The organism is Serratia sp. AR11, assembly GCF_056376275.1.
Genome location: NZ_CM150739.1, coordinates 4,490,039 through 4,515,725 on the forward strand (window position 1 = coordinate 4,490,039; position 25,687 = coordinate 4,515,725).

A 25,687-nucleotide genomic window follows, 5' to 3' on the forward strand; every position below is an offset into this window, starting at 1 on the left:
CTTACGGGGTACGGGACATAGCCTGTTCTGTAACTAAAACGCCCCGACCAATAGGCCTGGGGCGTTGCAACGGTTACTCGTCGATAGAAGCCTGATAAGCCGTGGCGTCCAGCAGCTTCGCCAGTTCGCCTTCGTCTGAGGCTTTAATCTGGAACAGGAAGCCTTCAGCGTATGGCCCGCTGTTGACCAGCTCCGGAGAGCCTTCCAGTTCGCCGTTTACCGCAACGATTTCGCCGCTGATTGGCGCGTAAATGTCAGATGCCGCCTTGACGGACTCCGCCACGGCGCAGTCTTCACCGGCGGCAACGGTACGGCCTACTTCCGGCAGATCGACAAATACCATATCGCCCAGCAGTTCCTGCGCGTGTTCGGTGATGCCCACGGTGTAAACGCCGTTACCTTCTGAACGAACCCACTCATGGGAAGATGCATACTTCAATTCTGTTGGCACATTGCTCATCGCCAGCTACTCCTTCGAAGAAATAAAGAATCAATAAACAAAAAATTAATTAGTCAGTGGCTTACCGGCACGCACGAATCCAGGTTTGGTGACCTTGACCGGCATTTCACGGTTGCGGATCTGCACGATGGCCTGCTCGCCGATACCGGCGGGCACGCGAGCCAGGGCAATACTGAAGCCCAGGGTCGGTGAGAATGAACCGCTGGTGATAATCCCTTCATGCGTCTGACCTGCTTCATCGGTGAATCGCACCGGCAGCTCATTACGTAATACGCCTTTTTCCGTCATGATCAAGCCGACCAGTTGCTCGGTACCCATTTCACGCTGTTTTTCCAGCGCTTCACGGCCAATAAACTGACGGTCTTCCGGCAGCCAGGCAATGGTCCAGCCCATGTTGGCGGCCAGCGGCGAAACGCCTTCGTCCATTTCTTGCCCGTACAGGTTCATGCCTGCCTCCAGACGCAGCGTGTCGCGTGCGCCCAGTCCGGCAGGCTTCACACCTGCTGCCAGCAGTTTTTGCCAGAAATCGACCACCTGCTCTTTCGGCAGGGCGATTTCATAGCCCGCTTCGCCGGTATAACCGGTGGTGGCAATAAACAGATCCCCGGCCTGTACGCCGAAGAATGGCTTCATGCCTTCAACCGCGCTTTTTTGTTCCGGAGTAAATAAGGTGGCGGCACGTTCTTTGGCCTGTGGGCCCTGCACCGCAACCAGCGCCAGATCGTCACGCACCGTCAGGGCTACGCCGTAAGGGGCTGCGTGCTCTTCGATCCAGGCCAGGTCTTTTTCGCGTGTGGCGGAGTTCACCACCAGGCGGAAATAGTCTTCAGTAAGGAAGTAAACAATCAGGTCGTCAATCACACCGCCGGATGCATTCAGCATACCGGTGTATAACGCTTTGCCAGGTTGAGTGAGCTTGGCGACGTCATTCGCCAGCAGGTAACGCAGGAACTCGCGGGTGCGGGCACCGCGCAGATCCACAATGGTCATATGGGAGACGTCGAACATACCGGCATCCTGACGCACGGCGTGGTGCTCATCGATCTGGGAGCCGTAATGCAGCGGCATCATCCAGCCATGAAAATCTACCATGCGCGCACCGCACGCCACGTGCTGGTCGTACAGTGGGGTTTGCTTTGCCATCTTTTCCCTCATTTCACTCAGAAGCTGAAGATAGGGTGCTGCTACGCAATACATCAGATAATGGCTCGCGGCCGGATTGCGTGGCGCACTGACTGCCCAACGGAAACGCTGCGCCGAAACGTGCAAAAACTGCGGCTAACCGCCGTGACGCAAACGATACCTTTGTCCTGACGTTATCACCGAATGACCCCATTAACCATAAGATAAAATAGGCTTGGCGTCGTTCAGGGCCAGTAAAATGCCGGGCTAGTGTGCAGAGTTTTTGACTGGAAAAATGCGCTTTAAGGCACAAAACCAACAATTAAAGCACCAAAAATCCGAAGTTATATAACAAACCCACGGCCGTATACGGAATTTCGACTTTTGATAACCGAACATGGAATTAGAAAAACTAATGGCAAAACCGGCCTGGAATTAGATTATTTCAAATGAAGGGTTATATAAGAAAAAGCTATGGGTATAAGGCGCAGGACTGCGCCTTCGGGAGCGATGATAATGCGAGGAAAATAAGGCAGAGAGGCCTGGCGACCTCCCTCAGACAGCGGTCAGGCCAGCCATTCAGGCAGATCATTGAGGCCCATCGCCTGACGCACCAACCTGGGCTTCACGCCCGGCAGGCTGTCGGCCAGTCGCAGCCCAACATCACGCAGCAGCTTCTTCGCCGGGTGGTTGCCATCAAACAGTTCGCGGAACCCCTGCATGCTGGCCAACATGACCGCCGCGCCGTGTTTGCGGCGGCGCTCGTAACGACGCAGATACAGGTGTTGGCCAATATCCTTGCCCTGACGTTGCAGACGGCGCAGTTCGGCAATCAACTCGGCGGCGTCCATAAAGCCCAGGTTCACCCCTTGCCCTGCCAGCGGATGCACGGTATGTGCGGCATCACCTACCAGCGCCAGCCGGTGCGCGGCAAAGCTGCGGGCGTAACGCCCGGTCAGGGGGAAGGTCTGACGTTCACTTTCCACCGTGCAGGCACCGAGGCGCAGGTCAAAAGCCATCGCCAGTTCACGGTTAAACTGCTCCGGCTCCAGTTGCTTCAGCCGTTCTGCCTCCTCCGGCGCCACCGACCAGACGATCGAGCTTAAATGCGGATCGCTGAACGGCAGAAACGCCAGAATGCCATCGCCGTGGAACACCTGCCTCGCCGTCGCCAAATGCGGTTCTTCAGTGCGGATAGTGGCCACCAGTGCATGGTGGCGATAATCCCAGAAGGTTAGCGGGATATCGGCATGCTGACGCAGCCAGGAATGGGCGCCGTCGGCACCAATGACCAACCGGGTAGTCAGCATGCGGCCATCTTCCAGGGTGATAAAAGCATCGTTTTCGCCCCAGGCTACCTGCTTGAGCGCCGCCGGAGTCATCAGCGTGACGTCGCTCAGGCTTTCCGCCCGTTTCCACAACGCCTGCTGGATCACTGAGTTTTCGATGATATGCCCGAGATGGCTGAAACCACATTCGTCACCCCGGAAGGCGATCTTGCCGAAACTGTCGCGATCCCAAACTTCCATCGCGTTATAGGCGCTGGCGCGCAGGTTGAGGATCTCGTCCCACACGCCGATATGCTGCAGCAGGCGCTCGCTGGCGGCATTGATAGCGGAAACGCGCAGTTCCGGCTGTGGTTGCGGCGGCGTCATATCCGGTTGCTGATGTTCCAGCACCGCAACGCGCAGACCGCTGCCCTGCAAACCACAGGCCAGAGCCAGCCCCACCATACCGCCGCCGGCGATAACCACGTCAAATGATTGCATGCTGCTTAATTTCCTTAAATGACTCGCTGTGCCATTGCCCAGCGTTTTGGGCGCAGCACGCTACGCCCCTGCTCATACACCGCTTAACGATCGACCCAGCCCAAAGTGCGCTTGGCAAAGGCGTCTCGCACCGCCGGTAACCGGGCCATCGCCATCAGGCCCAGATTGCGACCGACCACCAGCGGGCCGTAGCGATTGGCGAACAGCCGGATCAGGCCGTCGGTCACGCCGATGGTCGCCTGCTGATCTTGCTGCCGCCGTTGTTGGTAACGCCCCAACAGCGCATAGCCACCGGGATCTTCTCCGGCCTGCTGCGCCTCGGCCAGGGTTTCCGCCAGCGACATCACGTCACGCAGGCCGAGATTGAACCCCTGCCCGGCGATCGGGTGCAGCGTTTGCGCGGCATTGCCCACCAGTGCCAGGCGATGGCTGACATGCTGATTGGCGGTCAGCAGGCTGAGCGGATAGCTGTGACGTTTCCCGGCGCGAAGGATGCGCCCCAGACGCCAGCCAAATGCCTGCTGCAACTCACTGATAAAACGTTCGTCGTCCCAGCCGTCAACCTGCTCGCGATCTTCACGCGCATGGCACCACACCAGTGAGCTGCGTCCCTGAGACATCGGCAATAATGCCAGCGGCCCGTACCGGGTGAAGCGTTCAAAAGCGCGCCCCTGCGGATGCTCGGCGGTGGTGACGTTGGCGATGGTAGCAAACTGCGGATAGTCGCTTTGCTGCCACTGCACATTGCAAGCCTGTGCCAGCGCCGAACGCGAGCCGTCTGCCGCCACCAGCAGTTTCCCGCTGATGCGCTGACCGTTATCCAGCAGCACTTCGGCCTGCTCCGCGGTGCGCACCACATCGACCACCCGGGCCGGACAGTGCAGCGTAACGCCGGGGGCCTTGGCCAGCAGCGCAAACAGCCGTTGCCCTGCGTCGTGCAGCTCAATCACCTGCCCCAACGCGTCAACCTGATAATCCTGCGCGTGCAAATTAACGAACCCGGCGTGGCCGCGATCGCTAACGTGCACCTGGGTGATGGCCGTCGCACAGTCACGCAGCGCCGGCCAAACGCCGATGCGCGTCAACTGCTGACAGGTGCCCTGCGCCAGGGCAATGGCGCGGGCGTCAAATCCCGGATGGCTGCGGTCGTCCGGTCGGGTCGCTTCGACCAGATCAACCGCCAATCGTCCCTGAGTAAGCGATGAAATGGCCAACGCCAAAGTCGCGCCCGCCATACCGCCGCCAACGATGATTACACTCATGCTATTACCTTGCCGCCGCCATCAATGCTTCGATGGCGTCAGCGTCTTTCACTACGCCGGCAGTCAGGTTCTCAATACCGGTCGCGGTGATCAGGATGTCGTCTTCAATACGAATGCCCATGCCGCGATATTCTTCCGGCACGTCGGCATCCGGCGCAATGTACAGCCCCGGTTCAACCGTCAGCACCATACCCGGCTCCAGCGTACGGTCGCGATCCGGCGTGCCGTAATGGCCGACATCATGTACATCCAGCCCCAACCAGTGGCCAAGGCCATGCATATAGAACGGACGGTGGGCCTGCTCGGCAATTAACTGCTCTACTTCGCCTTTCAGGATCCCCAGCTCTACCATACCGGTAATCATAATGCGCACCACCTCATCATTCACCACACGGATGCTGATGCCCGGTTTGAACATCTCCAGCGCCCGCGTCAGTGACGCCAGCACGATGTCATACACCGCGCGCTGCGGTCGGCTGAATTTGCCGTTGACCGGGAAGGTACGGGTGATGTCACCGGCATAGCCTTTAAACTCACAGCCGGCGTCGATCAACACCAGATCGCCATCGCGCAATTCGCTTTCGTTTTCGGTGTAATGCAGGATGCAGGCGTTGTCTCCACCACCGACGATGGTGTTGTAGGACGGGGAGCGGGCACCCAGGCGGGTAAACTCATGGTGAATTTCCGCCTCGAGCTGATATTCGAACATCCCCGGACGGCATTTCTCCATCGCGCGGGTATGGGCCAGCGCACTAATTTCACCTGCGCGGCGCATGATAACCATCTCTTCGGACGACTTGAACAGGCGCATTTCATGCAGCCACGGACGCCAGTCGGTCAGGGTCGCCGGTGCCTGAAGGTTCTGACGGAAGCCTTTACGTAGCTTGTCCAGCGCGTCGAACACTATTTTATCGGCATAGGCGTACTGGCCCTGTGCGTGGTAAACCACGTCCAGGCCATTAAGCAACAGAGGCAATTGGTCGTTGATTTCATTGAACGGCAGAGCACGGTCCACACTCAGCTTCGACGGAGCGGCATCCTGGCCCAGACGGCGGCCAAACCAGGTTTCCGCCGCCAGATCGCGCACCCGGTTGAACAACACGCTGTGGTTATGCGTCTCGTCACTTTTCACCAGAATCAGCACCGCTTCCGGCTCGTTAAAACCGGTCAGGTACCAAAAATCGCTGTTCTGACGGTAAGGATATTCAGTATCGGCACTGCGCGTCGCTTCCGGCGCAGAGAAAATAATCGCCGCGCTGGCCGGAGCCATTTTAGCCAACAGCGCCTGACGGCGGCTGTTGAATTCCTGCTGAGTCATCACCTTCTCCTGAAATCAATCTGCCTGTGCTCACGGCCTTAAGGACGTGATAGCGGGTATTTAGTGCAAGGTCGGTTTGGCATTTTCCGGTGCCGTCGGCTTGCGGCGGGTAAATTCGGTGTGGCACAAAATGGCCGCCATCCGCACATACTCCACCACTTCCTCCAGAGAGTGCTCAAGCTCTTCCTGGTCTTCGTCTTCTTCATAACCGAGTTGGGCGATATTGCGCAGATCGTCGATCGCCTCACCCACCTCGTCTTTCACCTGAGCCAGTTTCGGCTGCATCATGCCGAGCCCGAGCAGGAAATGGTTCACCCAACCGCTCAGCGCGTCGGCGCGGTCAAACACGCTGACCGTCTCGCCTTCCGGCATCATCAATTGGAACATGAAATCGTCATCTTCCAGCGTTTCACGCGTAATTTCATGAAGTTGCTGAAGTGGCAAGCTTAGCGCCTGCGGGAAGGCCACGCCTTCGTTAGTCAGATCATAGACCAGCGATTGCCAGCCGGCGTCGCGGCTGCCACCGCACAACAGGCCACTGATCAGGCCGTGCATTTCTGCAGCGGTCAACGCCACCGCTTGCTGGTTGAGGGCAAGGGTCAAAGATTGGTAACTTGGAAATGTATTCTGTATAGACATGCGTATTCGTCATCGTTGGCAGGATAAGTTCGTGTTATGCTACCACCAAGGTCCGTCGCTGTACCAGATAAGCACGACACCTCAGTGGCTAGTTATAATCGTGATGTGCCAGATCTCACACACTGCCGGCAGGGAACAAAATGAAGCTAAATACGCATTTTGAAACCCTTTTTTGACTGGTAATGTCTGTCGCAGTAGATTACAACCAGGTACTGAAAAAGGGGTTGTATCTTGGTACCGAGGTATATATAGTGGCGCCCGCTTTGGACGGCCCGGTAAGGGCAGGTTGAGGCTGGCGCGAAATTTAGGCAGGAAGGTGGCATGTCTGCACAACCAGTAGATATTCAAATTTTTGGTCGCTCTTTAAGAGTCAATTGCCCGCCAGAACAACAAGATGCGTTGAACATGGCAGCGGTCGATCTTAACGAACGGTTGCAAGATCTTAAAGTTCGCACTAGAGTCACAAATACTGAGCAGCTCGTTTTCATCGCGGCATTGAATGTTTGTCACGAACTTGCTCAAGAACGGTTGAAAACCCGTGATTATGCGTCCAATATGGAACAACGCATTCGCATGCTACAACAGACCATTGAACAGGCTTTGCTTGAACAGGGTCGCATCTCTGAACGTCAGGATGCACAATTCGAATAACTTAAGTTGCTGAAATCCAAGGTTTCGGCAATGAGTAAAAAATTTCTCTGAGATGTTCGCCAGCGGGCCAGTCCCCTGAGCCGATATTTAGTACCAACAGAATGTGATGATCCGCGATCGGTGTGCATGCTCGGCCCGCCGAGAAGCCTTAAGATTGCGACAGCACGTTCACCTTGAACCATGGGTTCAAGGGTTACAGCCTGCGACGGCATCTCGGAGATTCCCCCTTCCTCAGCGGTAAGTGTGCTGACTATGTCTTTTCAAGCCCAGTATGCCCAGCAGCGGCAGAACATCCGTAACCAAATCCGTCAGCGTCGACGCGCTCTAACCTCTGAACAACAAAATAACTTTGCCCTGCAAACTGCCGAACGTATCGCTGCGCATCCGCGCATCCAGGCGGCACACAGCATTGCAGTATTTTTGTCGTTTGACGGTGAGTTGGATACCCGTCCGCTGATTGAACGGTTATGGCAACAGGCCAAGCAAGTCTACCTGCCGGTGTTGCACCCGTTTAGCCCCGGCAACCTGCTATTCCTGCGTTACACCCCGGAAACGCCGCTGGTTAACAACCGTTTCAATATCCTTGAGCCACAGCTCGATGTGCGCAACGTCTTGCCGGTCGGATCACTCGACGTGGTGCTGACGCCATTGGTGGCGTTTGACAGCTCGGGCCAGCGTTTGGGGATGGGCGGCGGTTTTTACGATCGCACTCTGCAAAACTGGCAACATCTCGGCCCCTACCCTATCGGGTTGGCGCATGACTGTCAGCAGGTGGAACAGTTGCCGGTGGAGCATTGGGATATCCCGCTGCCGGAAATCATTACCCCATCTCAAAATTGGACATGGCAGATAGCCAAATAGAAAAGGCCGGAAAAATCCGGCCTTTTTGTCACCGCGTATTCAATCAGAGCAGCAGGCGAGCACGGATAGTGCCGTCAATAGCCTTCATGCGTTGCAGTGCAGCATCAGCACGTTCGGTTTCCGCTTCGATATCGATAACCACGTAGCCGATTTCCGGACCGGTTTGCAGGTACTGCGCGGCGATGTTCACCCCTTCTTCAGCGAAGATCTGGTTAATCTGCGTCAGTACACCAGGACGGTTTTCATGGATGTGCAGCAGACGGCTGGCATTAGGGCCATGCGCCGGCAGTGACACTTCCGGGAAGTTAACCGCCGACAGGGTCGAACCGTTGTCGGAGTATTTCGCCAGCTTACCGGCCACTTCGTCACCGATGTTCTCCTGCGCTTCCTGCGTAGAACCGCCAATGTGCGGAGTCAGGATCACGTTGTCAAACTCGCACAACGGTGAGATGAACGGCTCACTGTTGGTCGCAGGTTCTTCCGGGAAGACGTCGATCGCCGCACCGGCCAAATGCTTGCTGGCCAGGACTTTGCACAATTCTGGAATATCCACCACGGTACCGCGCGAGGCGTTGATCAGAATCGAGCCTGGCTTCATCAACGCCAGCTCTTCTGCGCCCATCATATTCTTGGTCGACAGGGTTTCCGGCACGTGCAGCGTCACTACGTCGCTCATATTGAGCAGATCGGACAGGTGACGCACCTGCTGGGCATTACCCAACGGCAGCTTGTTCTCGATATCGTAGAAGAACACTTTCATGCCCAGGCCTTCGGCCAGGATCCCCAGTTGGGTGCCGATATGGCCGTAGCCAATAATCCCCAGCTTCTTGCCGCGCGCTTCAAACGAGCCGACGGCCAGTTTCTGCCATTCGCCACGGTGCGCTTTGGCGTTGGCGGACGGAATGCCGCGCAACATCAGCAGCAGTTCGCCCAGCACCATTTCAGCCACGGATCGGGTATTAGAGAAAGGTGCGTTAAACACCGGGACGCCGCGTTTGGTCGCCGCCTTCAGATCAACCTGGTTAGTGCCGATACAGAAACAGCCCACCGCCACCAGCTTCTCTGCGGCAGCGAAAACTTCCTCGGTCAGATTTGTGCGCGATCGGATACCGACGAAGTGAGCATCGCGAATCGATGCCTTAAGCGATTCGGTGTCTAACGCACCTTTGTGATATTCAATGTTGGTATATCCGGCTGCCAGCAGATTATCTACCGTGCTCTGATGAACCCCTTCCACCAACAGGAATTTAATCCTGTCTTTCTCCAATGATACTTTTGCCATTTACCCGACCCTATGTTCAGACTTCAGAAGCGGCTGTTGTGAAACAGCACGCATCCAACATAACAAAAATATCGCGGGCGGCAATACAAACGATTGCCCGCCCGTCAGTACAAGGCTCAGCGTTGTTGGTGGTTTCTGGCAGAAAATGCCATAGGGAAAGAAATAGACAGAAGCTTCGTGGAGCTATCGCTCGCAATGTGACATATGTCACCAAATTTGACGCTTTTAATAAAAGATATTTTAACCAGTGAATTATGCGGCCTGGTGGGATCCAAGACCGCATACCTGTAGCGGCACTACATTACTCGACAACCTTCACGCCGTCAGGCGTACCAACCAGCGCCACATCGGCACCCCGGTTGGCGAACAGACCCACGGTCACCACACCGGCGATGCCGTTGATTTTGTTTTCCAGCGCAATGGCGTCCATGATACTCAGGTTATGCACATCGAGGATCACGTTGCCGTTATCGGTCAGGATATTCTGACGATACTCCGGCAGCCCGCCCAGCTTGACCAGCTCACGCGCTACGTAAGAACGTGCCATCGGGATCACTTCTACCGGCAGCGGGAATTTACCCAACACATCGACCTGTTTGCTGGAATCGACAATACAGATAAATTTGCGCGCGATAGCGGCAATGATTTTTTCACGCGTCAGCGCAGCGCCGCCGCCTTTGATCATCTGCATATGGCGGTTGATTTCATCCGCGCCGTCGACATAAATATCCAGCGAATCCACTTCATTACTGTCGAAAACGTGGATACCGAGGCTTTTCAGCTTGGCGGTAGAGGCGTCAGAGCTGGACACCGCCCCTTCGATCTGGTGCTTGATCGAGCCGAGCGCGTCAATAAAGTGGGCGGCGGTCGAGCCAGTGCCGACCCCAACGATGGTGCCCGGGGTAACGTAATCCAGTGCTGCCCAGCCAACCGCTTTTTTCAGTTCATCCTGCGTCATAATATGTCCATTGCCTCTGTACGAAAACGTGTGCGTATTATAGGGTAAATCGCTATTTTTCACTTAGGCAGGATCACACTTCTTCACGCCAGGCCGCATTTTTAGGCGCGGTGCGGCAAGATGGCCCGGTGATTTTCCACCTGTAATACACCAGAGATGTGGCATAGTGCCTGTATCAATTTACTTTAAGGGATATCTTTCCGATGAAACGCCCAGACTATCGAACGCTGCAAGCGCTGGACGCGGTGATCCGTGAGCGTGGCTTTGAGCGCGCCGCGCAAAAACTTTGCATCACACAATCGGCAGTATCCCAGCGCATCAAGCAGTTGGAAAACCTGTTTGGCCAACCGCTGTTGGTGCGTACCGTGCCGCCACGCCCGACCGAGCAGGGCCAAAAACTGCTGGCGCTGTTGCACCAGGTGGAATTACTGGAAGAAGAGTGGCTGGGCAACGATACCGGCATTGATACGCCGCTGCTGCTGTCGCTGGCGGTTAACGCCGACAGCCTGGCGACCTGGCTGCTACCGGCATTGAAACCGGTGCTGACAGATTCCCCTATCCGCCTGAACCTGCAGGTAGAAGACGAAACCCGCACTCAGGAACGTCTGCGCCGGGGTGAAGTGGTTGGCGCAGTGAGTATCCAGCCACAGCCGCTGCCAAGCTGCCTGGTAGATCAACTGGGCGCGCTGGATTATTTGTTTGTCGCCTCGAAGGGTTTTGCCGAGCGTTACTTCCCGAACGGGGTTACGCGCTCCGCGCTACTCAAAGCGCCGGCGGTGGCGTTCGATCATCTCGACGACATGCACCAGGCTTTCCTGCAGCAGAACTTTGATCTGTCGCCGGGTAGCGTGCCCTGCCATATCGTGAACTCGTCGGAAGCCTTCGTGCAGTTGGCACGCCAGGGCACCACCTGCTGTATGATCCCGCATCTGCAGATTGAGAAAGAGTTGGCTTCGGGCGAACTGATCGATCTGACGCCGGGTCTGTTCCAGCGCCGCATGCTGTTCTGGCACCGCTTCGCGCCGGAGAGCCGCATGATGCGTAAAGTGACCGATGCCCTGCTGGAGCACGGCCGCCAGGTTCTGCGTCAGGATTAAATAGAAAAGGTTCGCCGCGGCGAACCTTTTTTACTGAAACCCACCTGCGTTATTGTGCCGCGTTACGCTGCAACTCAAACACTACATCCACCTGATCGTCAAAGTGAATGCTTTGCTGTTCGTAGGTTTGCGCCGCATCACTTTCCGCTGCCGCACCCGCGGATTTATACATGCGCGCTACCGGCATCGGCTGGTAGTTGGCGACATGGTAACGAATGCTGTATACCGGCCCCAGCTTGGCGTTAAAGCCTTTCGCCAGAGACGCGGCCTGCTGAGTTGCGTTCTCGATGGCCTTCTGACGCGCCTGCTCACGGTAGACGTCTGGTTTTGCCACGCCCAGCTCAACGGAACGGATCTCATTGAGACCGGATTTCAACGCCCCGTCCAGCAGCTCGTTCAACTTGTCCAACTGGCGCAACGTCACCTGTACCTGACGAACGGCACGGTAGCCTTTCAGCACTGACTCACCGGTTTTCAGGTAATCATATTCAGGCTGGGTGCGCAGGTTGGCGGCGCTGATGTCTTTCTTCTCAATATTGTTTTTCTGCAGGAAATCAAAATATTGCGCTACGCGCTCATCAACCTGCTTCTTCGCCTGGGCGGCGTCTTTGGATGAAACGCTGACCTCGATCGCCAGGGTGGCGATGTCTGGCGTCGCGTCAACGCTGGAGGTACCCGAGGTCACTACGTGCGGCCCTTCCGGCACTTCTGCCGCCTGCAGCGCCAGAGGTAACGTCCCTAATCCAATCATTGCGGCCATAGCCAATGCTTTAAGCTTCACGGTGTCTCCTTGATGACAGGCTCTAACTGATTACCGGCCTGAAAGGCCAGTTCCTTGGCATCAAAGCTAGCATATCGCACGGGTTTTTGAATTCGGATTAGTGACAAATTCTTATAAACTTGCCCCTTGCCAGGCCAACTGCAAAGCGATGCCCCACATCACCACCCCGACCAATGTATTAATGATGCGCTGCGCCATTTGGGTTTTCAGCCACGGCGCCAGCCAGGAGGCCAACAGCGCCAGGGCGAAGAACCACACGACGGAAGCGCTCACCGCCCCCAGCGCAAACCAGGAACGTACATCCGGCGTCAGTTGCCCTCCCAAACTTCCCAGCACCACAAAGGTGTCGAGATAGACATGCGGGTTCAGCCAGGTCACCGCCAGCATGGTAACCACCAGCCGCCAGCGGCTTTGCTTCAGCTCTTCGGCCGTCGCCAGCGCCAGTTGCCGGCTAAATGCGGTACGAAAGGCCCCCCAGCCGTACCACAGCAGAAAAGCTACCCCACCCCAGGTCACCAGCGCCAGCAGCAGCGGCGAGCGGCTCAGTAAGGCGCTGCCACCGAAAATCCCGCCGCAGATCAGCACGATGTCGCTCAGCGCACACAACGACGCGACCATCAGATGATACTGGCGACGAATACCCTGATTCATAACAAAAACGTTTTGTGGGCCAAGCGGCAGGATCATCGCGGCGCTCAGGGCAAAGCCCTGCAAAAAGACAGCTAGCATGGTATTCCTCACAGAGAAAAGAGCGCCGTTCAGCGGCGCGTATCGGTCAATACGCGCATCATAGGAGGAAAAAATTATTAGGTGAAATTGATATTTCTAATCAACTATCAGCAATGCTAATAATCAGGCGGGAATAACAAATCCCAGCTCCTGAGAAATACGCTGTGCGGTCGCCAGCACCGGCTTAATCAGGGCTTTGACACCAATCTGTTGCAGTTTGGCGGTCGGCAAAGAGACCGACACCGCATAAGGCACCCGCTGTTGAATATCAAATACCGGTGCCGCCACGCAGGACACCCCCAGCTCATTCTCTTCGCGATCCATCGCCATGCCCTGCTTGCGAATATCGGCCAGTTCCTCATACATCTTCGGCAACTCGGTGATGGTATTGCGCGTCAACGTCTGAATTTCATGCTGATGGGTTTGCCAGTAACGATCGGGATAATCGCTGTTGCCGTAGGCCATAAAAATCTTGCCCATCGCCGAGCAATACAGCGGCATATGCTGGCCGATATAGGCGCGAGTGCGCATCATGCCGGTGGTTGGCTCCAGCTTGTAGATCAAAATGACATGGTCGTCTTCGCGGCTGGAGAAGTTGACCGTCTCCCCCACTTCCAGATTGAGCTGTTCCAAATGCGGCGCAGCGACATGGATAATATTCAGCGAAGAAAGCGCCTTCTGACCGACAGAAATAAACTTGGTGGTCAGGCGGTAGCTACCGGGCGACGGCGCCTGAGTGACATAGCCGCTGGTATGCAGCCCCTGCAGCAGGCGATGGACGGTACTTTTATTCATGCCGGCCAACTCAGACAGGTGCGCCAGTGGGCAGCCGTTAGGGAAGTTGCTCAGGATCTCAATCAGTTGCAAACCACGGAACAGGCTTTGGCTGCCCAGGGGTTTGTCTTTCTTGTCATCTTTCTCGTCGACAGCTTTCAGGCTCATAGCGCAATTTCTCCAGTGTCGGGCCGCCAGCCAACGCCACGGCGTGGCAAACGGATCCTTTGCCGGGAATGTTACCCCAAGGCCCGCATCAGGTGAAGACGGAACGCCGTTTCATTGTCGTCAGCGGGTTAAAAACTCGCAACATTCAGCTAACTACCGAAGTGAGTTGTGCGTCACAATTCCGCAAAGATATAAATAACCACTTGTTTTAAAAAGACAATTAAAACCTCTCCTGCTTTGCTTTAGATCGGCAATCGGCATATTATTTTTGAAATTGAATTTCGCATGTTGAAATTTAAAGGCGATATAACCACCAATCAGCATCACGCCGATCGCGGATGCAGGGACCAGGGGCGCATCACATGACACCAGAAAATGCGGAACAACCCATTCTCACCCTAAGCCATATCGTCAAACGCTTTGGCGGTAACGTCGCGGTGAATGACGTCAGCCTGCAGGTGATGCCGGGCGAAGTCCTGGCCTTGCTGGGCGAAAATGGCGCGGGCAAATCGACGCTGATCAAAGTACTGGCCGGGGTTTACCCACGCGACGCTGGCGATATTCAGTTTCAAGGGGCCAGCATAGCCTCCGCCGCGGCGATAAAAAGTGACAGCCGCCAGCCTATTGCCTTTATTCATCAGGATCTCGGGCTGATCGAATGGATGACGGTAGCGGAAAACATGGCGCTGGTGATGGGTTTCCCACGTCGTTTCGGCCTGATCGACTGGCGTGCCATTCGCCGCCGTGCCGTTCAGGCACTGCAGGATGTCGGCATAGAGTTGGATCCCGACGCCAGAGTCTTCGAACTGTCGCGTACCGAAAAATCGCTGTTGGCGATAGCCCGGGCGGTCGCGGTCAATGCCGAACTGCTGGTGCTGGATGAACCCACCGCCTCGCTGCCCGCCAACGATGTGCGCCACCTGTTCGCGGTGATTAACCGGCTACGTGCCAAAAAAGTCGGCATGATTTACGTCACCCATCGGCTGGATGAAGTAATCGAAATTGCCGACCGGGTGTGCGTTATGCGCGACGGCCGTTATGTGGCCGGTGGCAATACCGCCGATTATTCACTGCGCGATCTGGTGCAGATGATCGTCGGCGAAGCAATGGCTGACGATCAGCGTGAACCTCTGCCTGAAAATCGGCCGCCCGTGCTGCAACTCAATAACGTGGTGGTCGGTGATATCGGCCCGGTCAGCTTCAATCTGCAGCCTGGGGAAATGCTGGCGCTGGCCGGTCTGCGCGGTGCCGGACAGGAAGAAATTGGCCGGTTGCTGTTTGGCCTGCGTCACGCTGATGAAGGCGAAATCCGCTTTCGCGAGCAAGGCTACACCGCCAGCAGCCCACAGCAAGCCATGGCCTGCGGCGTCTCATTGGTCGCAGGGGATCGCACCGGCGAAAGCCTGGTGATGTCGATGAGCGTGCGTGAAAACCTGTTTATCAACCCTGTGGCCAGCGGCCACAAACTGCTGTCACGCTATAGCCGCCGGGCCGAGATCGGGGCCAGTTGGTGGAAAGTTCAGTTGTTCGACGTGCGGCCCAAGGACGTCAATATCGATATCAGCGCCCTGTCCGGCGGCAACCAGCAAAAGGTGGTCATGGCACGCTGGATGCATCTGGGCGCCCCACTGCTGATCCTGGAAGATCCCACCGCCGGCGTCGACGTCGGCGCACGGGCGGAAATCTACCATCTGTTAAATAAATCCCTGGAGGAAGGCGTGGCGGTATTGGTTATCTCCAATGACTTTGAGGAGATCGCCCATATCTGCAACCGCGCACTGGTATTTAACCGGGGAAAAGTGGTCGGCGAGCTGAAAAATCAGCAGGTGTCATTCGCCAATTTATTGGAACTGGCCTCCGCCAGCGCCGGGGAAACTCTCGAGACAAGATTAGAATCTGAGGTGGGTCATGTCTAAAACATCTGTTAAATCAACGGCACTGGAACAAAGAGTCAGCCTGTCGCAGGACGGCGCCGGCCCGTGGCTGATGCAGGTCCTTACCCGCTACGGCCTGCTGTTGCTGTGCATTGCGCTGGTGCTCCTGTTTTCACTGATCTCCCCCACGTTCGCCTCAATGCTGACGCTGCAGGCGATCCTCTCCAGCAAAGCAAAAATCGCCCTGTTGGCGCTGGCGGCGACCATCCCGATGATCGTCGGCAAAATTGACCTTAACGTCGGCTTCGGCATCGTGCTGTGGCATATCCTGGCCATTACCTTACAGGTGGAATACGGCTTTTCGTGGCAGATGGCGGTGCTGACGGTGCTGGCACTCTCCGCGCTGTACGGCCTGTTGAACGGTATTTTGGTGGCGCTGGCGGATATCGACAGTTTCGTCGCCACCCTCGGTTCAGGCACCGTGCTGTATGCCATTGCGCTGTGGCACTCCGGCGGACGACAGATCGTCGGCGATCTGCCGGACGCCTTTATCGCCCTGCACCACACCGAGATCGGCGGGATCCCGATAGTGGCGTTCTACGTGTTGATCGTCGCGGTGGTGCTGTGGTTGATCACCGAACACACTCCACTGGGCCGTTGCATGTATGCCGTTGGCGGTAACCCGGCGGCGGCGCGGCTGAACGGCATTTCGGTCAATCGCTTTACCATCGGTGCCTTTATCGCCTCCAGCGTGCTGACCGGCTTTAGCGGGGTGCTGATCGCCGCCGAGCAGGGTGTTGGCCAGGCCAGCGTCGGCATGGACTATCTATTGCCCGCGCTGGTGGGTGCCTTCCTCGGCAGTACCACCATTCGTCCCGGTCGGGTTAACGTCTGGGGCACCGTAGTCGGCATCGCCATTCTGGCTATCGGCATCGCCGGTATCCAGCAGTTCGGCGGCGAGTTCTGGGTCGAACCCCTGTTTAACGGTGCGACGCTGTTGCTGTCAATCACGCTGGCAGGCTACGCCCAACGCCGTCGGCTACTCAATCAAAAAGCGGTTCAACGCAGCCCAGCCATTCCGGCTGATAAAAATAACCATAAAGCGATCAATCCTTAACCAGGAGTTCACCGAATGAAACATCTTTGGATATTGCCCACCACCCTGCTGCTGGCCGGCGCCTCATCATCCGCCTGGGCCGATGCCTATCTCGACCAGGCCACGGCGGCGGTCACCAAGGCCACCGCCAGCGTGACCCAGTGGGATGGCCCCACCAGCGGGCCAAAGTTACAGGCCAACAAGAAAATCATCTTTATCGCTTCGGACATGAAAAACGGCGGCGTGCAGGGCGTGCAGGAAGGGCTGAGTGAAGCGGCGAAAGCGGCCGGCTGGAAATTGGAAACCCTGGATGGCGGCGGCTCGGTGAAAGATCAATTGGCGTCACTGAACCAGGCGATTGCCCAGAAGCCGGACGGTATCGTGATCGGCGGCTGGAACCCGAACGTGGCCAAGATCCCGCTGAAAAAAGCCATCCAGCAAGGCATTGTGCTGACCGCCTGGCATGCGGTGCCTGAGCCAGGGCCAATCGCCAAATACAACGTGTTTTACAATGTCACCTCCGACTCCAATGACGTGGCACGCATCGCCGCCCAGTATGCGGTGGTGCAGTCCGGCGGCAAGGCCAACGTGTTGATCTTTACCGATTCGCTGTACCAAATCGCGCTGGACAAGGCCAACGTAATGAAAGAGGAAATCGGCAAATGCAGCGGCTGCAAGGTGGTCGAGTTTATCGACACCCCGCTGGCAGACACCGCCAACCGCATGCCGGCCATGACTTTCAGCCTGCTGCAAAAATACGGTGACCAGTTCCAGTACGCGCTGGCCATTAACGATCTGTATTTTGATTTTATGGCCCCGGCGCTGAAAACCGCGGGCAAAGGCGGCAACAATGCGCCCTACAGCATCTCGGCCGGCGACGGCTCTATTTCCGCCTACCAACGCATCCGCTCTGGGGGCAGCCAATCGGCTACGGTACCGGAACCGCTTAAACTGCACGGCTGGCAACTGCTGGATGAGTTTAACCGCGCCTTCGCCAAACAGCCGCCTTCCGGCTACGTCACCCCGGCGCACCTGGTGACCCGCGACAATATCACTGCCGACGGTGGCAGCAGCAATCGGTATGACCCGCAAAATGATTATCAGGGCCACTACAAAGCCATTTGGGGCGTGAAGTAAGCGGAGGCAGCATGAACCCACTGATGACAGGTCACCCGCTTGAACGCCTGTGCTCACCAGCCATTTGGGCCGAGGGGCCGGTGTGGCTGCCGCTGCAGGATGCGGTGGTGTTCAGCGACGTGAAAGGCAACCGCATGTTCCACTGGTCGCGACAGGGAGAACTCAGCCTGTGGCGCTCCCCGTCGCACTATGCCAACGGCAATGCGCGCGATGCCGAAGGCCGGGTGATCAGCTGCGAACACGGGCGGCGCGGCATCAGCCGCACCGAAAACAACGGTGAGATGCAAATGCTGGTCGATCGGGTAGACGGCAAGCGCTTCAACTCCCCTAATGACCTGGTGGTTCGCTCCGATGGCACCCTTTGGTTTACCGACCCGCCCTATGGCATCACCGGGGATGAAGAAGGTTACAAATCGGAAAGCCAGATCATCGGCTGCTACCTCTACTGTTTTGATCCGCGCGACGGCTCGCTGAACATTGCCGCCAGTGACCTGCAGCGGCCAAACGGCCTGGCGTTTTCACCGGATGAGTCACTGTTATATGTGGCGGACATGTCGATCGTCGATTTCCCCACCCTCGGCCGCAGTGAACTGCGGGTGTATCAGGTCAATGGGCGTGAACTGGATGCCGGTCGGCGTTTCGTCAGCGTGGCGCCCGGCTTCCCGGACGGCTTTTGTGTTGATGAGATCGGTAACCTGTTTTGCAGCTGTGCCGATGGGGTACTGATCTTCAACAGCCAGGGAAAACAGCTAGGTAAGATTGAGGTGCCGGAACGCGTCTCTAACTGCACCTTCGGCGGGCCGGATGGCAATGAGTTGTACATTACCGCCACCACCTCGTTATACCGCATGGTGCTGAATACTCGCGGATAACGGGGAAAAATGATGTTGGCAGAGCGGGCCTGTTCCGCTCTGCTTTGCCACGTCTGAAGCACGTCAACACCCCAAAACGTGTTGTCGATCACAAATTCATCAGATTAATTTAACACACTGTTTTATATAAATAACTTTCTCCTCCGTCGCTTTGACTTCGTTTAACCGCAGGTATAGCATTTATTTGAAATGCAATTCCGCATATTGAAATACAAAGAACACAAAACAAACAAATACGCCGTAGCGGAGAATCAGGATGAGAGTGAGTTACACCGATCTAAAGCAGCAATTCAAACGCGTGCTATTGGCGCGGGGCGTGGCGGAAGGCACCGCCGATGACTGTGCCGGTATGTTCGCCGATACCTCCGCCAGCGGCGTTTACTCCCACGGCGTTAACCGTTTCCCACGTTTTATTCAGCAGTTGGACGCTGGCGATATTGTGCCGGACGCCGAACCCAGCAAGCTGCTGTCGCTGGGTGCAATTGAGCAATGGGACGCCCATCAGGGCATAGGTAACCTCACCGCCCGCAAGATGATGGATCGCGCCATGCAGTTAGCCGACGGCCACGGTATCGGGCTGGTGGCCCTGCGTAATGCCAACCACTGGATGCGCGGCGGCGGCTACGGCTGGCAAGCGGCAGAGAAAGGCTATATCGGCATTTGCTGGACCAACTCAGCAGCAGTGATGCCGCCCTGGGGAGCCAAAGAGTGCCGCATCGGCACCAATCCATTGATCGTCGCGGTGCCGGGTAACCCAATCACCATGGTGGATATGTCGATGTCGATGTTCTCCTATGGCGCGTTGGAGCTGAACCGGCTGGCGGGCAAAACCCTGCCAGTGGACGGCGGCTTTGACAACGACGGGCAATTGACGCGCGATCCGGCCACCATTGAAGAGAACCGTCGCATTCTTCCGATGGGCTACTGGAAAGGATCGGCGCTGTCGGTAGTGCTGGATATGATCGCCACCCTGCTTTCCGGCGGATCTTCAGTCGCGGAAGTCACCGAGGACAACAGTGACGAGTACGGCGTGTCGCAGGTGTTTATCGCCATTGAGATCGAACGCTTGATCGACGGTGCCACTCGCGATGCAAAACTGCAGCGCATCATGGACTACATCACCAGCGCCGAACGCGATAACCCGGAGGTGGCTATCCGCCTGCCGGGCCATAAATTCCCACGAATTCATGCAGAAAACATGCGTGACGGCATCCCGGTGGATGAGCGCATCTGGGCGCGCATTCAGGCGCTGTAACAGGAGAAACACCATGATCTTTGGCCATATCGCCAATACCTCACCGGAGCACTACCCGGCACCGGTGGCTCACGCCATCGCCTATTTGCAAGGCACGGATTTCAGCGCCCTGCCCGCCGGACGTTATCAGGATCCCGCTACCGGCTATGTAGTACAGGTGCTGGATCTGCACACCCAGCAACCGAGCGATCTGCGGCCCGAAGTGCACCGTCAAAATGTTGATGTGCAGTTTCTGGTCAGCGGCAGCGAATTGATCGGCGTGGCGGCGGATCGTGGCGATAACCCGATCCATCAGGAATTACTGGCGCAGCGCGACATTATTTTTTATCAGGACGTCGCGGATGAATCCTGGTTAACCATGCAGCCCGGTAATTTTGCGGTATTTTTCCCGCCGGATGTTCATCGCCCGGCCTGTATTCATCAACAACCCTGCGATATTCGCAAAGTAGTGGTGAAAATACCGCTGGCATTATTTAGCGCCTGACCGACAGCAAAGGAATCAAAGATAAAAATCATCGGCCTACGGGCGGGTGTGGGCGCCCCTGCGCCTTAAACCACCAAAACAATAAAATCTGACCCTACAGGTGTATATATGAATATTGCCTCTGTTTCTGTCACTCAAAACCAGGCGATCCCCAAATTACGCTGGCTGCGGATCGTACCGCCGATCCTGATTACCTGCATCATTTCCTATATGGACCGGGTGAATATCGCCTTCGCCATGCCCGGTGGTATGGATGCCGAGCTGGGTATTACCGCCTCGATGGCCGGTTTGGCCGGCGGCATCTTCTTTATCGGTTATCTGTTCCTGCAGGTGCCCGGCGGCAAGTTGGCGGTGTACGGCAACGGCAAGAAATTCATCGGTTGGTCGCTGCTGGCCTGGGCGATTATTTCGGTGCTGACCGGGCTGGTCAGTAACCAGTATCAACTGTTGTTCCTGCGCTTTGCCCTGGGCGTCTCCGAGGGCGGCATGCTGCCGGTGGTGCTGACCATGATCAGCAACTGGTTCCCGGACAAGGAACGCGGCCGTGCCAACGCCATCGTCATTATGTTCGTGCCGATAGCCGGTATTCTCACCGCCCCACTGTCCGGCTGGATCATCACCGTCTGGGACTGGCGTATGCTGTTTCTGGTGGAAGGCGCGCTGTCGCTGGTGGTGATGGTGCTGTGGTACTTCACCATCAGCAACCGTCCGCAGGAGGCCAAGTGGATTTCAGCAGCGGAAAAAGACTACCTGATCAAAACGCTGCATGACGAACAACTGCTGATCAAAGGCAAAACGGTGCGCAACGCCTCGCTGCGCCGGGTGTTGGGCGACAAGATCATGTGGCAGCTGATCCTGGTAAACTTCTTCTACCAAACCGGAATTTACGGCTACACCCTGTGGCTGCCGACCATCCTCAAGGGGCTGACCAACGGCAACATGGAACAGGTCGGCATACTGGCTATTCTGCCCTACATCGGTGCCATCTTCGGCATGCTGGTGATTTCCTCACTCTCCGATCGTACCGGAAAACGCAAAATCTTCGTCGCGCTGCCGCTGGCCTGCTTCGCCATCTGCATGGCGCTGTCGGTACTGTTGAAAGATCACATCTGGTGGTCCTACGCGGCGCTGGTCGGCTGCGGGGTATTCATCCAGGCCGCCGCCGGGGTGTTCTGGACCATTCCTCCCAAACTGTTCAATGCCGAAGTGGCCGGTGGGGCACGCGGCGTGATCAACGCGCTGGGCAACCTGGGCGGTTTCTGCGGCCCTTATATGGTCGGCGTATTGATCAGCCTGTTCAGCAAGGACGTCGGCGTTTACAGCCTGGCGGTATCACTGGCCATTGCCTCCGTGCTGGCGCTGATGCTGCCGAACAAATGCGACCAAAGCGCGAGGGCCGAATAATGGACTATTGGTTGGGGTTGGACTGCGGCGGCACCTTTATCAAAGCCGGGCTGTATGACCGTCAGGGAACTGAACTGGGCATCGCTCGCCGCAACCTGGAAATTGTCTCGCCCCAACCGGGTTGGGCGGAGCGGGATATGCCTGCGCTATGGCACACCGCTGCCGAGGTGATCCGCGAGTTGCTGACCCGCAACAAGATTGCTGTCGGTGATATTCAGGCCGTCGGCATCTCGGCGCAGGGCAAAGGGGCGTTTCTGCTGGACCAGCAAGGGCAGCCACTGGGCAATGCCATGCTGTCTTCTGACCAGCGCGCACTGGCGCTGGTGCAGGAATGGCAAAAACAGGGCGTGCCGCAGACGCTGTATCCGCAGACCCGGCAAACGCTGTGGACCGGCCACCCGGTGTCGCTGCTGCGCTGGGTTCGGCAGCATCAGCCAGAACGTTATCGCCAGATTGGCAGCGTGCTGATGGCCCACGATTATCTGCGCTACTGCCTGACCGGCGAGTTGGCCTGTGAAGAAACCAATATCTCCGAATCCAATCTTTACCAAATGGCCGAGGGTCGCTATGACCCGGCGCTGGCACAGCTGCTGGGCATTGGCGACATCATGCCCACCCTGCCGCCGATTGTCGGTTCGGCCGAAATCGCCGGACGGATCAACGCCGCCGCTGCAAAGGCAACCGGGCTATTGCCAGGTACGCCAGTGGTCGGCGGGCTGTTCGATGTGGTGTCCACCGCGCTGTGCGCCGGGTTACACGACGAAACGCGGCTCAACGCAGTGATGGGCACCTGGTCGGTTACCAGCGGCATTACCGACAAAATCACCGACGGTTTCGACCACCCGTTTGTTTATGGTCGCCACGCCGAAGCCGGCAAATACATTGTGCACGAAGCCAGCCCAACCTCTGCCGCCAACCTGGAGTGGTTCTGCCGACAATGGGGGCTGCAGGACTACGCCCAGCTCAACGACTGGGTGGCAACGCTGCCGAAGGCCGACAGCAGCCTGCTGTTTGTTCCCTTCCTGTACGGCTCCAACGCCGGACTGGGCCTGAGCGCCAGCTTCCATGGCATGCAGGCCTTCCACCAGCGCGAGCATTTGGTACAGGCGATTTATGAAGGCGTGGTGTTCTGCCATATGACCCACCTCAACCGCATGCGGCAACGCTTCCCTGCGGCTACTGCACTGCGCGTCACCGGCGGTCCGGCCAAATCCGCCCCCTGGATGCAAATGTTCGCCGACGTCAGCGGCCTGCCGGTGGAACTGCCGCAGGTGGAAGAAACCGGCTGCCTGGGTGCAGCCATGGCGGCAATGGTCGGCAGCGGCGTATTCAGCGATTTCACTGCCGCCCAGCGAGCGCTGGCACCGCGCATCGAACGGGTGCTGCCGGACGCAGCAGCAGCTGAGGCTTACGGTAAAAAATATCAATGTTATCAGGCGCTGGTAGCCACGCTGCAATCCATCCAGAAGGAGGCCCTATGAGCAACAAACCGCGTCTGCAACTGGCGCTCGATCACACCCGGCTGGACGCCGCCCTGCAAACGGCAGAACGCCTGCAGCCGCACGTCGACATTATCGAGGCCGGCACCATTTTATGCATCAGCGCCGGTATCCAGGCGGTGAGCGCGCTGCGTGAACGCTGCCCACAACATACGCTGGTGGCCGACCTGAAAGTGGCCGATGCCGGTGGCACGCTGGCGCAGCAGGCCTTCAGCCACGGTGCCAACTGGATGACGGTGATCTGCGCCGCGCCGTTAGCCACCATGGCCAGCGCGCTGGAGGTGGCGCAACAGCACCAGGGCGAGATCCAGATTGAGCTGTTCGGCCGCTGGACGCTGGACGATGCCCGGCAGTGGCGCAAGCTTGGCATCCGCCAGGCGATCTACCACCGTGGCCGCGACGCCCAGGCCAGCGGACAAACCTGGGGCCGACAGGATTTGGATCTGATGAAAGCGCTGTCGGATCTGGGCATTGAGCTGTCGGTCACTGGCGGCATCACCCCGACCGATTTACCGCTGTTTAAGGACATCGCCGTTACCGCTTTTATCGTCGGCCGGGCGTTGGCAGAAGCTGCCGATCCGCTGACCGCCGCCGGTCAGTTCCACACCGTCATTGATGACATCTGGAGAAGTTGATATGCGCCAGCACCCATTGGGAATTTATGAAAAAGCCCTGCCGAAACACCTGACCTGGCCCGAGCGTCTGGCGCTGGCCAAGGCCTGCGGTTTTGATTTTGTCGAAATGTCGGTGGATGAAAGTGACGAACGGCTGGCACGCCTGAGCTGGAGCAAAGAACAGCGGCTGTCGCTAGTCAGCGCCATGCTGGAAACCGGCATCAGCATCCCATCAATGTGCCTGTCCGGCCACCGCCGCTTTCCGTTCGGCAGCCATGACGATGCGCTGCGCCAACGCGCCTTCGAGGTGATGGAACAGGCGATCCAACTGGCGAAGGACGTAGGTATCCGTACCATCCAGCTCGCCGGTTATGACGTCTATTACGAACAGCAGGACAAAAGCACCCTCGCCCGCTTCACCGAGGGCATGCAATGGGCGGTCGAACGCGCCGCCGCCGCCCAGGTGATGCTGGCGGTGGAGATCATGGACACCGCTTTTATGAACTCAATCAGCAAGTGGAAGGCATGGGATACCTGCCTGGCATCACCGTGGTTCACGGTCTATCCGGACGTCGGCAACCTCAGCGCCTGGGGCAATGACGTGGCGCAGGAGCTGGCGCTGGGCATTGACCGCATCGCCGCCATCCATCTGAAAGACACCTATCCGGTCACCGAAAGCTCGCCAGGGCAGTTCCGCGACGTGCCCTTTGGCGAAGGCTGCGTCGACTTCGTCGCGCTATTCCGCACGCTGAAACAGCTTAACTATCGCGGCGCTTTCCTGATCGAGATGTGGACCGAGAAAGCCGAAGAGCCGGTGGCAGAAATCGTACAGGCACGCCGCTGGATCGAACAAAAAATGCAACAAGGGGGTATGACATGCTAACGCTGTCGCAGCTGAAACAACAGGTACTGGAAGCCAACCTCGACCTGCCGCGCCATAACCTGGTGACCTTCACCTGGGGCAACGTCAGCGCGGTGGATCGCGAACGCGGGCTGGTGGTGATCAAGCCTTCCGGCGTGGAATATGAACACATGGTGGCCGAGGACATGGTGGTGGTCAGCCTCGCCAGTGGCCAAACCGTCGAGGGCAGCAAAAAGCCCTCCTCGGACACCGCCACCCATCTGGCGCTGTACCGTGAATTTGCCGATATCGGCGGCATCGTACACACCCATTCGCGCCACGCCACCATCTGGGCGCAGGCCGGGCTGGACATCCCCGCCTGGGGCACTACCCACGCCGATTATTTCTACGGTGCCATTCCCTGCACCCGGCTGATGACCGAGGACGAAATTGCGCAGGATTACGAACTGGAGACCGGCAAGGTGATTATCGACACCTTCCACCGACGCGGTATCAGCCCGAACGCCATTCCGGCGGTGCTGGTCAATTCACACGGCCCCTTCGCCTGGGGCAAGGACGCGCACAGCGCGGTACACAACGCGGTAGTGCTGGAAGAAATTGCCTATATGGGGATTTTCTCGCGCCAGTTGACGCCGGGCATCAGCAGCATGCAGCCCGCGCTGCTGGATAAACACTACCTGCGCAAACACGGCAAGAATGCTTATTACGGGCAATAAATA

At 57.4% G+C, this 25,687-nt stretch carries 25 protein-coding genes and 1 other RNA gene; 15 read left to right on the forward strand and 11 right to left on the reverse strand.

Going from position 1 to position 25,687, the window contains the following annotated elements; translation table 11 throughout:
- Nucleotides 1–73: 73 nt before the first annotated feature.
- The 6 genes from gcvH to ACSOSI_RS21220 form a co-directional block, all read right to left on the reverse strand.
- A complete protein-coding gene (gene gcvH / locus ACSOSI_RS21195; protein ID WP_017893873.1) occupies nucleotides 74–460 on the reverse strand; it encodes a glycine cleavage system protein GcvH in 387 nt (128 codons plus the stop codon).
- A gap of 45 nt (nucleotides 461–505) precedes the next feature.
- The gene (gene gcvT / locus ACSOSI_RS21200) at nucleotides 506–1,603 is read right to left on the reverse strand and encodes a glycine cleavage system aminomethyltransferase GcvT (RefSeq protein ID WP_012146618.1); all 1,098 of its coding nucleotides are present in this window, start codon (nucleotides 1,601–1,603) and stop codon (nucleotides 506–508) included.
- Nucleotides 1,604–2,148: 545 nt separating this feature from the next.
- Entirely contained in the window at nucleotides 2,149–3,351 is a 1,203-nt protein-coding gene (ubiI, locus tag ACSOSI_RS21205; protein ID WP_017893874.1) for an FAD-dependent 2-octaprenylphenol hydroxylase, read from the reverse strand.
- Between the two features lie 83 nt (nucleotides 3,352–3,434).
- Complete coding sequence (gene ubiH / locus ACSOSI_RS21210; protein ID WP_012146620.1) at nucleotides 3,435–4,613, reverse strand: 2-octaprenyl-6-methoxyphenyl hydroxylase; 1,179 nt, start codon at nucleotides 4,611–4,613, stop codon at nucleotides 3,435–3,437.
- Nucleotides 4,614–4,617: 4 nt separating this feature from the next.
- A complete protein-coding gene (gene pepP / locus ACSOSI_RS21215; protein ID WP_476706095.1) occupies nucleotides 4,618–5,931 on the reverse strand; it encodes a Xaa-Pro aminopeptidase in 1,314 nt (437 codons plus the stop codon).
- A 60-nt stretch (nucleotides 5,932–5,991) separates the two neighbouring features.
- A complete protein-coding gene (locus ACSOSI_RS21220; protein WP_012146622.1) occupies nucleotides 5,992–6,570 on the reverse strand; it encodes a YecA/YgfB family protein in 579 nt (192 codons plus the stop codon).
- 321 nt (nucleotides 6,571–6,891) lie between these two features.
- Between ACSOSI_RS21220 and zapA the strand changes: the two genes are divergently transcribed.
- The 3 genes from zapA (at nucleotide 6,892) to ACSOSI_RS21235 (ending at nucleotide 8,082) form a co-directional block, all read left to right on the forward strand.
- Nucleotides 6,892–7,221, forward strand: coding sequence for a cell division protein ZapA (zapA, locus tag ACSOSI_RS21225; RefSeq protein ID WP_012146623.1), 330 nt, complete (start codon nucleotides 6,892–6,894; stop codon nucleotides 7,219–7,221).
- 41 nt (nucleotides 7,222–7,262) lie between these two features.
- A non-coding RNA gene (gene ssrS, locus ACSOSI_RS21230) (6S RNA) lies at nucleotides 7,263–7,445 on the forward strand.
- Between the two features lie 28 nt (nucleotides 7,446–7,473).
- On the forward strand, nucleotides 7,474–8,082 hold the full coding sequence (locus tag ACSOSI_RS21235; protein WP_476706096.1) for a 5-formyltetrahydrofolate cyclo-ligase: 609 nt from the start codon (nucleotides 7,474–7,476) through the stop codon (nucleotides 8,080–8,082).
- A gap of 43 nt (nucleotides 8,083–8,125) precedes the next feature.
- On the opposite strand, the gene serA is transcribed toward ACSOSI_RS21235, so the two are convergent.
- Both serA and rpiA read right to left on the reverse strand, forming a co-directional pair.
- Nucleotides 8,126–9,364 (reverse strand): phosphoglycerate dehydrogenase, encoded by a 1,239-nt coding sequence (gene serA / locus ACSOSI_RS21240; RefSeq protein ID WP_012146625.1) that lies wholly within the window; start codon nucleotides 9,362–9,364, stop codon nucleotides 8,126–8,128.
- Between the two features lie 301 nt (nucleotides 9,365–9,665).
- A complete protein-coding gene (gene rpiA / locus ACSOSI_RS21245; RefSeq protein ID WP_261414430.1) occupies nucleotides 9,666–10,322 on the reverse strand; it encodes a ribose-5-phosphate isomerase RpiA in 657 nt (218 codons plus the stop codon).
- A 203-nt stretch (nucleotides 10,323–10,525) separates the two neighbouring features.
- Here rpiA and ACSOSI_RS21250 point away from each other — a divergent pair, with 203 nt between their 5' ends.
- The gene (locus tag ACSOSI_RS21250) at nucleotides 10,526–11,419 is read left to right on the forward strand and encodes a LysR family transcriptional regulator ArgP (RefSeq protein WP_012146627.1); all 894 of its coding nucleotides are present in this window, start codon (nucleotides 10,526–10,528) and stop codon (nucleotides 11,417–11,419) included.
- Between the two features lie 49 nt (nucleotides 11,420–11,468).
- On the opposite strand, the gene ACSOSI_RS21255 is transcribed toward ACSOSI_RS21250, so the two are convergent.
- The 3 genes from ACSOSI_RS21255 to ACSOSI_RS21265 all read right to left on the reverse strand — a co-directional run bounded on the left by ACSOSI_RS21255 (nucleotide 11,469) and on the right by ACSOSI_RS21265 (nucleotide 13,871).
- On the reverse strand, nucleotides 11,469–12,200 hold the full coding sequence (locus tag ACSOSI_RS21255) for an oxidative stress defense protein (RefSeq protein WP_012146628.1): 732 nt from the start codon (nucleotides 12,198–12,200) through the stop codon (nucleotides 11,469–11,471).
- A gap of 111 nt (nucleotides 12,201–12,311) precedes the next feature.
- Nucleotides 12,312–12,929 carry an arginine exporter ArgO gene (gene argO, locus ACSOSI_RS21260; RefSeq protein ID WP_012146629.1) on the reverse strand — a complete coding sequence of 206 codons (618 nt, stop codon included), beginning with the start codon at nucleotides 12,927–12,929 and terminating at the stop codon, nucleotides 12,312–12,314.
- 123 nt (nucleotides 12,930–13,052) lie between these two features.
- Nucleotides 13,053–13,871: an IclR family transcriptional regulator gene (locus ACSOSI_RS21265; protein WP_012146630.1), complete on the reverse strand. Its 819-nt coding sequence runs from the start codon at nucleotides 13,869–13,871 to the stop codon at nucleotides 13,053–13,055.
- A gap of 362 nt (nucleotides 13,872–14,233) precedes the next feature.
- On the opposite strand from ACSOSI_RS21265, the gene ACSOSI_RS21270 reads away from it, so the two are divergent.
- The 11 genes from ACSOSI_RS21270 to araD all read left to right on the forward strand — a co-directional run bounded on the left by ACSOSI_RS21270 (nucleotide 14,234) and on the right by araD (nucleotide 25,684).
- Entirely contained in the window at nucleotides 14,234–15,787 is a 1,554-nt protein-coding gene (locus ACSOSI_RS21270) for a sugar ABC transporter ATP-binding protein (protein ID WP_012146631.1), read from the forward strand.
- Nucleotides 15,780–16,862, forward strand: coding sequence for an ABC transporter permease (locus ACSOSI_RS21275; RefSeq protein ID WP_112363470.1), 1,083 nt, complete (start codon nucleotides 15,780–15,782; stop codon nucleotides 16,860–16,862). Before ACSOSI_RS21270 ends, ACSOSI_RS21275 begins: the two co-directional genes overlap by 8 nt.
- 15 nt (nucleotides 16,863–16,877) lie before the next feature.
- The gene (locus tag ACSOSI_RS21280; RefSeq protein ID WP_115183872.1) at nucleotides 16,878–17,978 is read left to right on the forward strand and encodes an ABC transporter substrate-binding protein; all 1,101 of its coding nucleotides are present in this window, start codon (nucleotides 16,878–16,880) and stop codon (nucleotides 17,976–17,978) included.
- 11 nt (nucleotides 17,979–17,989) lie between these two features.
- Nucleotides 17,990–18,850 carry an SMP-30/gluconolactonase/LRE family protein gene (locus ACSOSI_RS21285; protein ID WP_476706097.1) on the forward strand — a complete coding sequence of 287 codons (861 nt, stop codon included), beginning with the start codon at nucleotides 17,990–17,992 and terminating at the stop codon, nucleotides 18,848–18,850.
- Nucleotides 18,851–19,106: 256 nt separating this feature from the next.
- Entirely contained in the window at nucleotides 19,107–20,105 is a 999-nt protein-coding gene (yiaK, locus tag ACSOSI_RS21290) for a 3-dehydro-L-gulonate 2-dehydrogenase (protein WP_012146635.1), read from the forward strand.
- A 13-nt stretch (nucleotides 20,106–20,118) separates the two neighbouring features.
- A complete protein-coding gene (locus ACSOSI_RS21295) occupies nucleotides 20,119–20,589 on the forward strand; it encodes a NanQ anomerase/TabA/YiaL family protein (protein WP_259191632.1) in 471 nt (156 codons plus the stop codon).
- Between the two features lie 108 nt (nucleotides 20,590–20,697).
- Nucleotides 20,698–21,993 carry an MFS transporter gene (locus ACSOSI_RS21300; protein ID WP_012146637.1) on the forward strand — a complete coding sequence of 432 codons (1,296 nt, stop codon included), beginning with the start codon at nucleotides 20,698–20,700 and terminating at the stop codon, nucleotides 21,991–21,993.
- Entirely contained in the window at nucleotides 21,993–23,474 is a 1,482-nt protein-coding gene (locus ACSOSI_RS21305; RefSeq protein ID WP_129939800.1) for an FGGY-family carbohydrate kinase, read from the forward strand. Before ACSOSI_RS21300 ends, ACSOSI_RS21305 begins: the two co-directional genes overlap by 1 nt.
- Nucleotides 23,471–24,127 (forward strand): 3-keto-L-gulonate-6-phosphate decarboxylase UlaD, encoded by a 657-nt coding sequence (ulaD, locus tag ACSOSI_RS21310; RefSeq protein WP_476706098.1) that lies wholly within the window; start codon nucleotides 23,471–23,473, stop codon nucleotides 24,125–24,127. The genes ACSOSI_RS21305 and ulaD overlap by 4 nt, the downstream gene beginning before the upstream one ends.
- 1 nt (nucleotide 24,128) lies before the next feature.
- Nucleotides 24,129–24,989 carry an L-ribulose-5-phosphate 3-epimerase gene (locus ACSOSI_RS21315; protein ID WP_476706099.1) on the forward strand — a complete coding sequence of 287 codons (861 nt, stop codon included), beginning with the start codon at nucleotides 24,129–24,131 and terminating at the stop codon, nucleotides 24,987–24,989.
- A complete protein-coding gene (araD, locus tag ACSOSI_RS21320) occupies nucleotides 24,983–25,684 on the forward strand; it encodes an L-ribulose-5-phosphate 4-epimerase (protein ID WP_012146641.1) in 702 nt (233 codons plus the stop codon). Before ACSOSI_RS21315 ends, araD begins: the two co-directional genes overlap by 7 nt.
- Nucleotides 25,685–25,687: the final 3 nt, after the last annotated feature.